This window comes from Leclercia adecarboxylata (genome assembly GCF_023639785.1).
Taxonomy (GTDB): Bacteria; Pseudomonadota; Gammaproteobacteria; order Enterobacterales; family Enterobacteriaceae; genus Enterobacter; species Enterobacter adecarboxylatus_D.
Map to the genome: position 1 here is coordinate 4,263,745 of NZ_CP098325.1, position 13,833 is coordinate 4,277,577.

The following is a 13,833-nucleotide window of genomic DNA, read 5'->3' on the forward strand; positions in this document are numbered from 1 at the left end:
TCGTTATTCAAACTCGTCCCAGCCATCCAACTGCCGCCGCTCCTGCTGCATCTCACGCTGGAAAATCTCTTCCAGCTCACGACGCGCCTCCCGTACGCGAGAGATCTGCACCGTATCGGTATGCACCGGCATCAGCTCGCGCAGCATGCGCATATCCAGACGACGAAAATGTAACTGGGCGCGCTGGGCCTGATGTGGATGCATGCCCAGCGTCACCAATGTTTTACGCCCCAGTTCCAGCGCACTGGAGAAGGTCTCACGGGTAAAATACTTTACCCCGGCCTGGAGCAACTCGTGTGCTTCAACACGTCCTCGCGCACGGGCAAGAATATGCAGATGCGGAAAATGCTGCTGGCAGATTTCCACAAGTTTCATGGTGTCTTCAGGATCATTACAGGTGATGACTATCGACTCTGCCGCCTCTGCCCCTGCGGAGCGCAGCAGTTCGACCTGAGTGGCATCCCCGTAATAGACCTTGTAACCGTATTTGCGCATCAGGTTGACCGCGCTGATGTCGCGCTCCAGTACCGTCACGCGCTTTTTATTCGCCATCAGCAGGCGCCCGATAACCTGACCGAAACGTCCAAAGCCCACCACAATCACCTGGGGTTTATCATCTTCCACCCAGGGCGCTTCGTGCTCATCTTCCGGGGCATTGATGCGGCGGGACAAATGCTTATCGATAAGCTTCATCAGCAGCGGTGTGGTCATCATCGACAGCGTCACGGTCACCAACAGCAAAGCCATCTGATCATGCTGGAACAATCTCTGGGATGATGCTGTGGAGAAGAGCACAAAAGCAAACTCTCCCCCCTGGCTCAGCACCCCGGCCAGCTGTGCACGCTCCGTCTGACGCAAGCCATAAACCCGCGCCAGCACATACAGCACCAGCATTTTGACGCCCACCAGCACGGCAACGCTCATCACGACCCACAGGATATGGGTGTAGAGCACGCCGAGGTTCAGCGCCATGCCGACAGAGATAAAGAACAACCCTAGCAGCAGCCCTTTAAAGGGATCGATGGCAATTTCCAGTTCGTGCCGGTACTCACTCTCCGCCAGCAGCACGCCCGCAATGAAGGTGCCCAGCGCCATCGACAGCCCCAGCGCGTCCATAAACAGCGCCGATCCCAGTACCAGCAGCAGCGTCGCGGCGGTAAACACTTCCCGCACCCCGGATGCCGCAATAAAGCGGAACACCGGGCGAAGCAGATAGCGTCCGCCCACCAGCATGCCGGCAAAGGCCAGCACCTTCATGCCGATCTTCATCCAGTCGAAATGTTCATCTCCCGATCCCGCCAGCAGCGGAACCAGAGCCAGCGCCGGGATCACCGCCAGATCCTGAAACAGCAGAATTGAGAAGCCCAGCTGTCCCGCCTCGCTCCGGTTCATGCCCTTATCGCGCATCAGCTGTAACGCCATTGCCGTGGAGGACATCGCCAGGCCAATCCCGCCTACCACCGCAGCCTGCCATGAGAACTGGGTCAGCATCAGGAGCCCGCCGAGGATCACCGCGCTACACAGCACCTGCGCGGCGCCTACGCCAAAGATAGAACGCCGCAGCTGCCAGAGCTTCGCCGGGTTCAGCTCGAGGCCGATGATAAACATCAGAAAGACGACACCCAGTTCCGAGAAGTGCAGGATTTCATCCACATCGCTGATGAACCCCAGCCCCCACGGGCCGATGGCGATGCCCGCCAGCAGATAACCCAGCACCGCGCCAATCCCCAGACGCGACGCCAGCGGCACCGCCACTACGGCGGCAAGCAGGAACAATACCCCTGCCAGCAAAAGATCAGATCCTTCCATCAGTGGCCTCCCGTCAGCGTTGGCGCCGCCAGCCAGTCGCCGTACGCTCTGGCATGGCTGGCCAGCTGATCCTGGGGCTGTCGGCGCGCCCAGTAGACCACAATCGGGCTTAGCCAGTGCATACGGCACATGGCCGCCGTGAGCTCGAACGGGCGTAAAATATCGTTCATCGAATAGCGATTAAGCCCATCGTGGCGGTAAGCACTCTCCGGCTCGCCGGTGGTAATGACGCTCCGCCAGTACTTTCCCGCCAGCTGGTTTCCTCCCGGACCGCTGGAAAAGCCGCGGCTCAGCACGCGGTCCAGCCACTCCTTCAGCAGCGCCGGGCAGCTGTAGGTATAGAGAGGATGCTGGAACACGATAACGTCGTGCTGGCGCAGCAGCTCCTGTTCACGAGGGATGTCGATAAAAAAATCGGGGTAGTGCGCATAGAGATCGTGCACCGTCACATTACTGAGCTGAAACGCCGGTTGTAGCAAAACCCGGTTGGCGACCGAGTCCTGAGACTCCGGATGGGCATACAGCAGCAGCACTTTTGCTGTCTGGGACATCATTCCTCTCCCGGGTCGTCATCACTGTTGTTTTGGGCTACCATGGCACACCCACGCGGCGCGTGGCGGCACACTTAACCTGATTATAATGACAACTTAACATAGTCGGAACATACGGCGCTCTATGATTGTTTTCTCCTCATTACAAATTCGTCGCGGCGTACGTGTCCTGCTGGACAACGCTACAGCCACCATTAACCCGGGCCAGAAAGTGGGCCTGGTGGGCAAAAACGGCTGTGGTAAATCCACGTTACTGTCATTGCTGAAAAACGAAATCACTGCCGACGGCGGTAACTTCACCTACCCCGGCAACTGGCAGCTGGCCTGGGTAAACCAGGAGACGCCCGCCCTGAGCGTACCGGCGATGGACTATGTTATCGACGGCGACCGTGAGTACCGCAAGCTGGAAGCCGAACTGCACGCCGCTAACGAACGTAACGACGGTCATGCGATCGCCACCGTACACGGCAAACTCGACGCCATAGATGCCTGGACCATCCGTTCCCGCGCCGCCAGCCTGTTGCACGGCCTGGGGTTCAGCAACGAGCAGCTGGAGCGTCCGGTGAGTGATTTCTCCGGTGGCTGGCGCATGCGCCTTAACCTGGCCCAGGCACTGATCTGTCGTTCTGACCTGCTGCTGCTTGATGAACCGACTAACCACCTCGATCTGGATGCGGTCATCTGGCTGGAAAAGTGGCTGAAGAGCTATCAGGGCACGCTGATCCTCATCTCCCACGACCGTGACTTCCTCGATCCGGTGGTGGACAAAATTATTCATATCGAACAGGAAACCATGTTCGAGTACACCGGCAACTACAGCTCGTTTGAGCGCCAGCGTGCGGTGCGACTCTCCCAGCAACAGGCGATGTACGAGAGCCAGCAGCAGCGCGTGGCGCACCTGCAGAGCTTTGTCGATCGCTTCAAAGCGAAGGCGTCAAAAGCAAAACAGGCCCAGAGCCGAATCAAGATGCTGGAACGTATGGAGATGATTGCCCCGGCGCACGTCGACAACCCGTTCCACTTTAACTTCCGGGCCCCGGAAAGCCTGCCCAACCCGCTGCTGAAAATGGAAAAGGTCAGCGCTGGCTATGGCGATCGCATCATCCTGGATTCTATCAAGCTCAACCTGGTGCCGGGTTCCCGTATCGGCCTGCTCGGGCGCAATGGTGCCGGTAAATCGACGCTGATCAAGCTGCTGGCAGGCGAGCTTGCGCCTGTGCGTGGCGATATCGGTCTGGCGAAGGGCATTAAGCTTGGCTATTTCGCCCAGCATCAGCTGGAATTTTTGCGCGCTGACGAATCACCGCTGCAGCATCTGGCGCGTCTGGCGCCGCAGGAGCTGGAGCAGAAGCTGCGCGACTATCTGGGCGGCTTCGGTTTTCAGGGCGATAAAGTCAGCGAAAATACCGAGCGCTTCTCCGGGGGCGAAAAAGCGCGCCTGGTGCTGGCGCTGATCGTCTGGCAGCGCCCTAACCTGCTGCTGCTCGATGAACCGACTAACCACCTCGATCTCGACATGCGTCAGGCGCTGACCGAAGCATTAATTGAATTCGAAGGCGCGCTGGTGGTCGTTTCGCACGACCGCCACCTGCTGCGCTCCACGACCGACGATCTCTATCTGGTGCATGACGGCAAAGTCGAGCCGTTTGATGGCGATCTGGAAGATTATCAGCAGTGGCTGAGCGACATTCAGAAGCAGGAAAGCCAGCCAGCAGAAGGGGCTAAAGATAACGCCAACAGCGCCCAGGCCCGTAAGGATCAGAAGCGTCGCGAAGCGGAACTGCGCACCCAGACCCAGCCGCTGCGTAAAGAGATAACCCGTCTGGAAAAAGAGATGGAGAAGCTCAACGCCACGCTTGCCACGGTAGAAGAGAAGCTCGGTGACAGCGGCCTGTACGATCAGAGCCGCAAGGCGGAACTGACAGAGTGTCTGCAGATTCAGGCAAAAACCAAATCCAGCCTTGAAGAGTGTGAAATGGCCTGGCTCGATGCTCAGGAGCAGCTTGAAGAGATGCTGCAGGCAGAATAATTCCCGCCCGCCCGGCTTATCAGGTGGCAAACCCGCCGCCTGATAAGCCGCGATTTAACAAACGTTAAAGGTCCCGGGCTGTATAGTAAAAGCAGACCACAAAAATACTTCACATCCCTATGACGCAAACAATCCCATCTGATTTCAATTTTTCCCACGACGAGCGCGCGATCTTTGTGCCCATGCGCGGCGTGGCGAACCCCCATCTGCAAACCATGCTCCCGCGCCTGCTGCGCCGCAAGTTACAGTTCACACCCCACTGGCAGCGGCTCGACCTGCCGGATGACGACTTCGTGGATCTGGCCTGGAGTGAAGATCCCGCAGGGGCACAGCATAAACCGCGACTGGTGGTGTTCCATGGTCTGGAGGGAAGCCTGCACAGCCCTTATGCCCACGGCCTGATCCATGCCGCGAAAGCGCGCGGCTGGCTTGGGGTGGTGATGCATTTTCGCGGTTGCAGCGGCGTACCTAACCGGCAGAAACGGATCTACCACTCCGGCGAGATCGAGGATGGCCGCTGGTTCCTGAACTGGCTGGTGCAGACCCACGGTCCGGCCCCCACTGCGGCGGTAGGCTATTCACTGGGGGGCAATATGCTCGCCTGCCTGCTGGCAAAAGAGGGCGATAATGTCCCGCTCGACGCGGCGGCCATTGTCTCTGCGCCCTTCATGCTTGAGCAGTGTAGCTATCATATGGAAAAAGGGTTTTCGCGCGTTTATCAGCGCTACCTGCTGAACTTACTGAAAGCCAATGCCGCCCGCAAACTGAAGGCCTACCCGGACACGCTCCCCGTCAGCCTTCAGCAGTTGAAACGCGTGCGCCGCCTGCGCGAATTTGACGATTTGATCACCGCGAAAATCCACGGTTTTGCCGATGCTATCGACTACTATCGCCAGTGCAGCGCCATGCCGTTGCTGAATCAGATCACCCGGCCTACGCTGATTATTCACGCGAAAGACGATCCCTTTATGGATCATCACTCGATTCCGGCGCCGGAACATTTACCGGCTAACGTAGAGTATCAACTGACCGAACATGGCGGACACGTGGGCTTTATCAGCGGCACGCTGCGTCGACCGCAGATGTGGCTGGAGACGCGTATCCCGGACTGGCTGACCACATATCTGGAAAAATCAAAATGATCATTCCCTGGCAGGATCTGGCTCCCGAAACGCTGGACAATCTGATTGAAAGCTTTGTATTGCGTGAGGGCACAGATTATGGTGAACATGAACGCACGCTTGAAATGAAAGTCGCCGATGTTAAACAGCAGCTTAAAAGCGGTGAGGCCGTTCTGGTGTGGTCCGAATTGCACGAGACGGTGAATATCATGCCCCGTGGTCAGTTTCGCGACTGATCGCACACTCTTTCCACTCAGGGAGTTGCTATGTCCGCCAGACATCCGGTTATTGCCGTTACAGGGTCGAGTGGTGCAGGTACCACTACCACCAGCCTCGCCTTTCGTAAGATTTTCTCGCAGCTACATCTGCGTGCTGCAGAGGTAGAGGGCGACAGCTTTCACCGCTTCACCCGCCCTGAGATGGATATGGCAATCCGTAAAGCGCGCGATTTAGGCAAACATATTAGCTACTTTGGCCCTGATGCGAACGACTTTGGCCTGCTGGAGCAAACCTTTGCAGAATACGGTCGCAGCGGGACCGGCCAGTCGCGCAAATACCTGCATACCTATGATGAAGCGGTGCCGTGGAACCAGGTGCCAGGTACCTTTACCCCCTGGCAGCCGCTGCCGGAGCCTACCGACGTACTGTTTTATGAAGGTCTGCACGGCGGCGTCGTCACGCCGCATCACGACGTGGCGCGCCATGTCGATCTGCTGGTGGGCGTGGTGCCTATCGTCAACCTGGAGTGGATCCAGAAGCTGACGCGGGATACCAGCGAACGCGGCCACTCCCGTGAAGCGGTGATGGATTCCGTGGTTCGCTCCATGGAAGATTACATTAACTTCCTCACGCCGCAGTTTTCCCGCACCCATATTAACTTCCAGCGCGTCCCGACCGTGGACACCTCGAACCCCTTTGCTGCAAAAGCCATCCCTTCGCTGGACGAGAGCTTTGTGGTGATCCATTTCCGCAATCTGGACGAGATCGATTACCCCTGGCTGCTGGCGATGCTGCAGGGTTCATTTATTTCCCACATGAATACGCTGGTGGTGCCTGGCGGCAAAATGGGGCTGGCGATGGAATTGATCATGACGCCGCTGGTGCAGCGGTTAATGGAAGGCAAGAAGATCGATTGAGAAGGTTTGCCGGATAGCGCTGCGCTTATCCGGCCTACGTCCGTGCCGTTGCAGGCCCGGTAAGCGCAGCGCCACCGGGCAACGGACTCACGCCTCAATCACTTCATACGAATGGGTAATCTTGACCGCTTTTTCCAGCATCAGCGCTACGGAACAGTACTTCTCCGCAGAGAGATCTACCGCACGGGAGACCGCCGCGTCTTTAAGGGCTTTGCCGGTCACCACGAAGTGAAGATTGATATGGGTAAACAGGCGCGGCGCTTCATCCCGGCGCTCTGAGGTCAGTTTCACTTCGCAGTCGGTCACATCGTGACGCCCTTTTTGCAGAATCGATACCACGTCGATAGCGCTGCATCCACCCGCCGCCATCAGAACCACTTCCATTGGACTTGGCGCTTTGTCACCGGAGTTGCCATCCATCAAAATCTGGTGCCCCGAGGCGGACTCACCGAGGAACGTTAACCCTTCAACCCATTTCACACGTGCTTGCATTTTAATTAACTCCAGGATTGCATTTTTCCTGACAGATTACGCGTCAGTAACAATTCTGACAACGGAAGTCGACCTGCATCAAGCTGAAGCGAGACACCAGGAGACATGCGGCAAAACCTATGCTAAAACAGTCGTGATGCTACAGTAATACATTGACGTTGCACATGTATGCAGAGGACATCACACATTACAGGCTGCTAATTATTGTGACAGCCGGCTCCCCAGGTAAGGGGAAGAATTCGATTGCAACCCCAGAGCGAAGGTACACAGCCTGACTCTGGAGACAGCTTATAACAGAGGATAACAGCGCATGGTGCTTGGCAAACCGCAAACAGACCCGACTCTCGAATGGTTCTTGTCTCATTGCCATATTCATAAGTACCCATCGAAGAGCACGCTGATTCACCAGGGTGAAAAAGCGGAAACGTTGTATTACATCGTCAAAGGCTCAGTAGCAGTGCTGATCAAAGATGAAGAAGGCAAAGAGATGATCCTCTCTTACCTGAATCAGGGAGACTTTATCGGTGAACTGGGCCTGTTTGAAGAAGGTCAGGAGCGTAGCGCCTGGGTTCGTGCGAAAACCGCGTGTGAAGTGGCTGAGATCTCTTATAAGAAATTCCGCCAGCTGATCCAGGTTAACCCGGATATCCTGATGCGCCTCTCTTCGCAGATGGCTCGCCGTCTGCAGGTCACATCCGAGAAAGTGGGCAACCTCGCCTTCCTGGACGTGACGGGCCGTATCGCTCAGACGCTGCTGAACCTGGCGAAACAGCCAGACGCGATGACCCACCCGGACGGTATGCAAATTAAAATTACCCGTCAGGAAATTGGTCAGATCGTCGGATGTTCTCGTGAGACAGTGGGTCGTATCCTGAAAATGCTGGAAGATCAGAACCTGATTTCCGCCCACGGTAAAACCATCGTGGTTTACGGAACACGTTAATTCCACTCAGACGGCGTGGCATCCCAGGATGACACGCCGTTTTTGTCTCTCTCTCCCATGTGGCGCAGGCTCATTTATCACCCGGAAGTTAACTACGCACTGCGGCAAACCTTGGTGTTGTGTCTCCCTGTGGCTGTGGGTTTAGTTCTCGGTTATCTGCAATACGGTCTCCTGTTCTCCCTCGTCCCTGCCTGCTGCAACATTGCTGGCCTCGACACACCGCACAAACGCTTTTTTAAACGCCTGATGATTGGCGGCTCGCTGTTTGCCGGCTGTAGCCTGGCCGTACAGTTGCTGCTGGCGCGCGATATTCCGCTGCCCCTCATTCTGACGGTGCTGGCGATGACATTAGGCGTCACGGCAGAGATCAGCGCCCTGCATGCCCGCCTGCTGCCCGCCTCGTTGATTGCCGCCATCTTTACCCTGAGTCTGGCGGGAAATATGCCGATCTGGGCACCGCTGCTTATCTACGCGCTGGGTACCCTCTGGTACGGGCTGTTTAACTGGTTCTGGTTCTGGATGTGGCGCGAGCAACCGCTGCGTGAATCCCTGAGCGTGCTCTACCGCCAGTTGGCCGAATATTGCGAAGCCAAATACACCCTGCTGACCCAGCATACCGACCCTGAAAAATCGTTACCGCCGCTGCTGGCCCGGCAACAGAAGGTGGTCGACCTGATTAGCCAGTGTTATCAACAGCTGCACATGCTCGCCGCGAACAGAAATCATGAGTACAAACGCCTGCTGCGCACCTTCCAGGTGGGGCTGGATCTGCAGGAGCACATCTCCGTCAGCCTGCATCATCCGAAGGAGGTGCAAACGCTGGTGGAGCGCAGCCACGCCGAAGCGGTGATCCGCTGGAACGCCCAGACCGTCGCCGCCCGTCTGCGCGTGCTCGCGGATGACATTCTCTATCATCGCTACCCTACCCGCTTCAACATGGACAAACAGCTCGGCGCGCTGGAAAAAATCGCCCGCCAGCACCCGGATAACCCGGTGGGGCAGTTCTGCGCATGGCACTTCAGCCGTATTGCCCGCGTGCTGCGCACTCAGCGCCCGCTCTATCCGCGCGACCTGATGGCGGACAAGCAAAAACGCCTGCCGCTGATCCCCGCCCTGAGAAGCTATCTGTCGCTGAAATCGTCCGCCCTGCGTAATGCGGCCCGCATCAGCGTGATGCTGAGTATCGCCAGCCTGATGGGCATGGCGCTGCATCTGCCGAAGCCGTACTGGATCTTAATGACCGTCCTGCTGGTGACGCAAAACGGCTACAGCGCCACGCGGGTGCGCATTCTCCACCGGGCGGCCGGTACCCTGGCGGGACTGGTTATTGCCGGCGTCACCCTGCACTTCCACGTACCGGAAGGCTATACCCTGGCGGGAATGCTGATGGTCACCCTGGTGAGTTATCTGTTCATTCGTAAAAATTACGGCTGGGCGACGGTGGGCTTTACGGTGACCGCCGTGTACACCCTGCAGCTGATCACGTTGAATGGGGATCAGTTTATTCTCGCCCGGCTGGCCGATACCCTGATTGGCTGTTTGATCGCCTTCGGCGGGATGGTCTGGCTGTGGCCGCAATGGCAAAGCGGGCTGCTGCGCCAGAACGCCCACGACGCGCTGGAGGCCGATCAGGAGGCTATCCGCCTGATCCTCAGCGACGATCCGCAGCCCACGCCGCTGGCGTGGCAGCGCATGAAGGTCAACCAGGCGCACAACGCACTGTTTAACTCCCTCAACCAGGCGATGCAGGAGCCGGGCTTCAACTCAGCCTATCTGGCGGATATGCGGCTGTGGGTGACGCACAGCCAGTTTATCGTCGAACATATCAATGCGATGACGACTCTGGCGCGTGAACATACGATGCTGACGCCCGATCTGGCGCAGCGTTATCTGCAGTCGTGTGAAATTGGGCTTCAGCGCTGTCAGCAGCGTCTGGAGTATGACGCGCCGGGCGAGAGCGGGGACAGTAATATTCTGGAAGCGCCAGAAACCCTGACGCACGGCCCCATGAGTACGCTGGAACAGCATCTGCAACGCATTCTGGGACATCTGAACACCATGCACACCATTTCGTCGGTGGCGTGGCGCCAGCGCCCTCATCACGGTATCTGGTTGATCCGACGGCTGAAGCGCACAGCGCATTAAACGCCGGGTGGCGCTGCGCTTACCCGGCCTACGGTCTTGTAGGCCCGTGCAAGCGTAGCGCCGCCGGGCAACACAGCTACTGCTGAACCACGCGCTTCACCGCGGCGGCAAAGCGGTTCATCCCTTCGTCGATATCCGCGCTTTCCACCAGCAGCGACGGCGCAAAGCGCATCACGTCCGGCCCGGCGTTGAGCACCATCGCCCCTTCACTGGCAGCGGCGTAGAGGAAATCACGCGCCCGGCCTTTGTACTGCGGCTTCAGCTCGGCGCCAATCAACAGCCCCATGCCACGAATATCACTAAAGACATCGTACTGAGCGTCGATCTGCTGGAGATGCTTCACGAACTGCTCGCGCTTCGTATTGACGCCGCTCAGCACTTCCGGGGTATTGATGATATCGAACGCCGCCCCGGCGACCGCACACGCCAGCGGGTTACCGCCGTAGGTGGAGCCGTGAGAGCCTACGTGGAAGGCCGAGGCGATATCCTGCGTGGTGAGCACCGCGCTGACCGGGAACCCGCCGCCGAGCGCCTTGGCGCTGGTCAGAATGTCCGGCGTCACGCCGTAGTGCATGTAAGCAAAGAGATCCCCCGTACGCCCCATGCCGCTCTGCACTTCGTCAAAGACCAGCAGCGCCTGGTGCTGGTCGCACAGATCGCGCAGCCCCTGCAGGAATTCTGGCGTTGCCGCCATCACGCCGCCTTCGCCCTGGATTGGCTCGACGACGACCGCGCAGGTGTGATCGTCCATCACCGCTTTTACCGCATGCAGATCGTTAAACGGCACGTGGATGATGTCGGCCGGTTTCGGGCCAAAGCCGTCGGAATATTTTGGCTGACCGCCCACGGTCACGGTAAACAGCGAACGACCGTGGAACGCGTTGTGGAAGGCGATGATTTTGCTTTTAAACGGGCTGTGGCGCGTGGATGCGTAATACCGGGCCAGCTTGAAGGCGGTTTCGTTGGCTTCGGTGCCGGAGTTCATAAACAGCACGCGCTCAGCAAAGGTGGCGTCGATGATTTTGCGCCCCAGACGTAGCGCGGGTTCGTTGGTAAAGACGTTACTGGTGTGCCACAGGGTTTCGCCCTGGGTTTTCAGCGCCTCGACCAGCGCCGGGTGGCAGTGACCTAACGCCGTCACTGCAATGCCGCCTGCAAAATCAATGTACTCTTTGCCCTGTTGATCCCAGACGCGGCTGCCCTTCCCTTTCACCGGGATAAACTCAGCCGGTGCATAAATTGGCAGAATTACTTCATCGAATGTCGCGCGCGTAATTGCAGATTGTTCAGTTGCCATGTAACCCCACCCTTTTTTAAGCAAAAAGCAGAAGTGAAAATATAATCACGAAATATGCTTAAAAAATCACTTCATGGCAACTAAAAATCAACGATTAAGGAAATTAGCCAGCAGCTGGTGGCCCTGCTCGCTGAGAATACTTTCCGGGTGGAATTGCACTCCTTCCAGATCCCATTCACGGTGGCGGATACCCATGATCTCCTGCGTCTCGCTCCAGGCGGTGACCTCAAAGCAGTCGGGTAAGGTGGGCGGGTCGATGACCAGCGAGTGATAGCGGGTGACGGTAAGGGGGTTATTCAGGCCCTGGAACACTCCCGTACCGGTGTGCGTTACCGGGGAGGTTTTGCCGTGCATCACTTTAGCGGCCCGGACAATGGTGGCGCCAAAGACCTGGGCAATGGCCTGATGTCCCAGGCAGACGCCCAGAATGGGTAAATGACCGGCATAGTGCCGGATCACCGCCAGCGAAACGCCGGACTCGTCCGGCGTGCAGGGGCCAGGAGAGATAACGATTTTCTGCGGATTGAGCGCCGCAACATCCTCCAGAGAGAGCACGTCGTTGCGCCGGACCTCCACCTCCGCACCCAGCTCGCAAAAATACTGGTACAGGTTCCAGGTAAAGGAATCGTAATTATCAATCAGCAGAATCATGGCGGCTCCTGAAAAAATGGCCGCCCTATTCTACTCAGTTTCCCGGGCTTCGCTTACCACTTTACTGAAGATTGCGTTCAACGCGCTCAGATCGCCCATCGCACCGCTCTGGTTGGCCTGCGCCCACTTCTCAGGATCGATATCGCGCCAGTCAAGCTGATAGCCTGCATGAATCGCCAGCTGCTCAAAGAAGATACGCTGAACAATGCCGTTGCCGATGCGGAACGGGTGCAGGACGTTGATTTCGCAATAGTAGTGGCTGAGGCGATTGATAAATTCCGCTTTCTCGAGCCCGACGAGGTATCCCTCCTCCTCCAGATCCTGCATCAGGGCATTGCCCTCTTTTTCGATGTAGGCGAAGTGGCAGAACCGGGTGTCGCCCTGGTAGATATCCATTTCACGAATATCACCCGCCCAGTCGAAGATATCCTGGTAGATGTGCTGGTGAATGGCGCACAGGTGCGGCAGACCACGCAGCGGTGGCCCCAGGCCCAGGGTAGCCGCGCGCAGAGCGGTGAATTCATACGCCGCCTGGGCAAGACGCTCCGCCTGGCGAATGCCCAGCCGGTTGCGCATCACATTGATCCCCGGATACAGATAAGGATCGCGATCGTTGCCGTATTTATCGCTCATAGTGCCTCCTGAGTTCCTCAAGACGCAGCAATGCCTCATCGGCGCTGAGCGTGACTAGCGGACTGTCGACACCTTCAAGACGGCGACTGGCCTGAAAATTCGCGTTTCGCTGTTGCTCCCAGAGACGGGATTTTTGCTTCTCAGTGAGTTTTTTCACCTGTTACCTCCCTGCTTGTGCCCGTGTTGCCACAAGTATAAGCAGCAAACTGCGGTTTCGCAGGGAGATACAGGCAACGCGGGCAACGTCTGCCCGCGCCAAAAGGGATTAAGGCAGGACTTTCGCAGAGAGGATAACAACCGGTTTTGTCGGCACATTCTGGTAAGGGCCTACGTCATGCGTCTGCACCTGAGAAATTTTATCGGCCACATCCATGCCTTTCACAACTTTACCAAATACCGCATAGCCGAAATCACGCTGGCCGTGATCGAGGAAAGCGTTGTCCGCCACGTTGAGGAAGAACTGGCTGGTAGCGCTGTCTTTATCGGCGGTACGCGCCATTGAGATGGTGCCGCGGGTGTTGCGCAGGCCGTTATCGGCTTCGTTCTTGATAGGCGGGTTCGGCTGCTTCTGCTGCATCTGCTCGTTGAAGCCGCCGCCCTGCAGCATAAAGCCTGGGATTACACGGTGGAAAGTGGTGCCGTTATAAAAACCGCTGTTCACGTAATCGAGGAAGTTTTTCACAGAAACAGGGGCTTTCTGACTGTTCAGTTCCAGCTCAATGTTACCGGCAGAGGTGGTCAACAGAACGTGCGGGTCTCCTTTCGCTGCCAGCGCAGCAGGAGAGAGGGCTGAAAGAGCAAGTACAGCCGCGACAGCCGCCAGGGTTGATTTGAGCATGAGAATTCCTTAACAAAGCGCAGTAAAGAAAGCGAATGGCTTGATTCTAAAGAGCAGTATGAACGTAGGCCAGCCATTTACCTAATTTTACCAATTTGAAACAGATGTAACCGCCGGGCAAATTCACGCCAGCGATATTAACGTGATTCATATCACTTATTTTTATGCAATTGATGAATAATTTATCT

The 13,833-nt window shown here is 57.2% G+C and carries 14 protein-coding genes; 6 read left to right on the forward strand and 8 right to left on the reverse strand.

Annotated elements, in window-relative coordinates; all coding sequences use genetic code 11:
- Positions 1-3: 3 nt before the first annotated feature.
- The gene (kefB, locus tag NB069_RS20220; protein WP_250586388.1) at positions 4-1,809 is read right to left on the reverse strand and encodes a glutathione-regulated potassium-efflux system protein KefB; all 1,806 of its coding nucleotides are present in this window, start codon (positions 1,807-1,809) and stop codon (positions 4-6) included.
- On the reverse strand, positions 1,809-2,363 hold the full coding sequence (gene kefG, locus NB069_RS20225) for a glutathione-regulated potassium-efflux system ancillary protein KefG (RefSeq protein WP_250586389.1): 555 nt from the start codon (positions 2,361-2,363) through the stop codon (positions 1,809-1,811). The genes kefB and kefG overlap by 1 nt, the downstream gene beginning before the upstream one ends.
- Before the next feature lie 121 nt (positions 2,364-2,484).
- Here kefG and NB069_RS20230 point away from each other — a divergent pair, with 121 nt between their 5' ends.
- The 4 genes from NB069_RS20230 (at position 2,485) to NB069_RS20245 (ending at position 6,646) form a co-directional block, all read left to right on the forward strand.
- Positions 2,485-4,389 (forward strand): ABC transporter ATP-binding protein, encoded by a 1,905-nt coding sequence (locus NB069_RS20230; protein WP_250586390.1) that lies wholly within the window; start codon positions 2,485-2,487, stop codon positions 4,387-4,389.
- Positions 4,390-4,508: 119 nt separating this feature from the next.
- A complete protein-coding gene (locus NB069_RS20235) occupies positions 4,509-5,531 on the forward strand; it encodes a hydrolase (protein ID WP_250586391.1) in 1,023 nt (340 codons plus the stop codon).
- A complete protein-coding gene (locus NB069_RS20240; RefSeq protein WP_039031541.1) occupies positions 5,528-5,746 on the forward strand; it encodes a YheU family protein in 219 nt (72 codons plus the stop codon). Before NB069_RS20235 ends, NB069_RS20240 begins: the two co-directional genes overlap by 4 nt.
- A gap of 30 nt (positions 5,747-5,776) precedes the next feature.
- Positions 5,777-6,646, forward strand: a complete 870-nt coding sequence (locus NB069_RS20245) for a phosphoribulokinase (protein WP_250586392.1) — start codon at positions 5,777-5,779, stop codon at positions 6,644-6,646.
- A gap of 87 nt (positions 6,647-6,733) precedes the next feature.
- On the opposite strand, the gene NB069_RS20250 is transcribed toward NB069_RS20245, so the two are convergent.
- The gene (locus tag NB069_RS20250; protein WP_250586393.1) at positions 6,734-7,138 is read right to left on the reverse strand and encodes an OsmC family protein; all 405 of its coding nucleotides are present in this window, start codon (positions 7,136-7,138) and stop codon (positions 6,734-6,736) included.
- 310 nt (positions 7,139-7,448) lie between these two features.
- Between NB069_RS20250 and crp the strand changes: the two genes are divergently transcribed.
- Positions 7,449-8,081, forward strand: coding sequence for a cAMP-activated global transcriptional regulator CRP (gene crp / locus NB069_RS20255; RefSeq protein WP_000242758.1), 633 nt, complete (start codon positions 7,449-7,451; stop codon positions 8,079-8,081).
- A gap of 57 nt (positions 8,082-8,138) precedes the next feature.
- On the forward strand, positions 8,139-10,226 hold the full coding sequence (locus NB069_RS20260; protein ID WP_250589550.1) for a YccS/YhfK family putative transporter: 2,088 nt from the start codon (positions 8,139-8,141) through the stop codon (positions 10,224-10,226).
- Between the two features lie 76 nt (positions 10,227-10,302).
- Here NB069_RS20260 and argD read toward each other — a convergent pair whose 3' ends face one another.
- The 5 genes from argD to ppiA form a co-directional block, all read right to left on the reverse strand.
- Entirely contained in the window at positions 10,303-11,523 is a 1,221-nt protein-coding gene (gene argD / locus NB069_RS20265; RefSeq protein ID WP_250586394.1) for a bifunctional acetylornithine/succinyldiaminopimelate transaminase, read from the reverse strand.
- An 87-nt stretch (positions 11,524-11,610) separates the two neighbouring features.
- Complete coding sequence (gene pabA, locus NB069_RS20270; RefSeq protein ID WP_250586395.1) at positions 11,611-12,174, reverse strand: aminodeoxychorismate synthase component 2; 564 nt, start codon at positions 12,172-12,174, stop codon at positions 11,611-11,613.
- Positions 12,175-12,204: 30 nt separating this feature from the next.
- Positions 12,205-12,807 (reverse strand): putative adenosine monophosphate-protein transferase Fic, encoded by a 603-nt coding sequence (locus NB069_RS20275; RefSeq protein WP_250586396.1) that lies wholly within the window; start codon positions 12,805-12,807, stop codon positions 12,205-12,207.
- Positions 12,797-12,964, reverse strand: coding sequence for a YhfG family protein (locus tag NB069_RS20280; protein ID WP_250586397.1), 168 nt, complete (start codon positions 12,962-12,964; stop codon positions 12,797-12,799). The genes NB069_RS20275 and NB069_RS20280 overlap by 11 nt, the downstream gene beginning before the upstream one ends.
- 108 nt (positions 12,965-13,072) lie before the next feature.
- Positions 13,073-13,645 carry a peptidylprolyl isomerase A gene (gene ppiA, locus NB069_RS20285; protein WP_250586398.1) on the reverse strand — a complete coding sequence of 191 codons (573 nt, stop codon included), beginning with the start codon at positions 13,643-13,645 and terminating at the stop codon, positions 13,073-13,075.
- Positions 13,646-13,833: the final 188 nt, after the last annotated feature.

Coding starts and splice junctions, on each gene's coding strand:
- kefB (WP_250586388.1), bottom strand. CDS start 1,809: ATGGAAGGATCTGATCTTTTGCTGGCAGGGGTATTGTTCCTGCTTGCC.
- kefG (WP_250586389.1), bottom strand. CDS start 2,363: ATGATGTCCCAGACAGCAAAAGTGCTGCTGCTGTATGCCCATCCGGAG.
- NB069_RS20230 (WP_250586390.1), top strand. CDS start 2,485: ATGATTGTTTTCTCCTCATTACAAATTCGTCGCGGCGTACGTGTCCTG.
- NB069_RS20235 (WP_250586391.1), top strand. CDS start 4,509: ATGACGCAAACAATCCCATCTGATTTCAATTTTTCCCACGACGAGCGC.
- NB069_RS20240 (WP_039031541.1), top strand. CDS start 5,528: ATGATCATTCCCTGGCAGGATCTGGCTCCCGAAACGCTGGACAATCTG.
- NB069_RS20245 (WP_250586392.1), top strand. CDS start 5,777: ATGTCCGCCAGACATCCGGTTATTGCCGTTACAGGGTCGAGTGGTGCA.
- NB069_RS20250 (WP_250586393.1), bottom strand. CDS start 7,138: ATGCAAGCACGTGTGAAATGGGTTGAAGGGTTAACGTTCCTCGGTGAG.
- crp (WP_000242758.1), top strand. CDS start 7,449: ATGGTGCTTGGCAAACCGCAAACAGACCCGACTCTCGAATGGTTCTTG.
- NB069_RS20260 (WP_250589550.1), top strand. CDS start 8,139: ATGTGGCGCAGGCTCATTTATCACCCGGAAGTTAACTACGCACTGCGG.
- argD (WP_250586394.1), bottom strand. CDS start 11,523: ATGGCAACTGAACAATCTGCAATTACGCGCGCGACATTCGATGAAGTA.
- pabA (WP_250586395.1), bottom strand. CDS start 12,174: ATGATTCTGCTGATTGATAATTACGATTCCTTTACCTGGAACCTGTAC.
- NB069_RS20275 (WP_250586396.1), bottom strand. CDS start 12,807: ATGAGCGATAAATACGGCAACGATCGCGATCCTTATCTGTATCCGGGG.
- ppiA (WP_250586398.1), bottom strand. CDS start 13,645: ATGCTCAAATCAACCCTGGCGGCTGTCGCGGCTGTACTTGCTCTTTCA.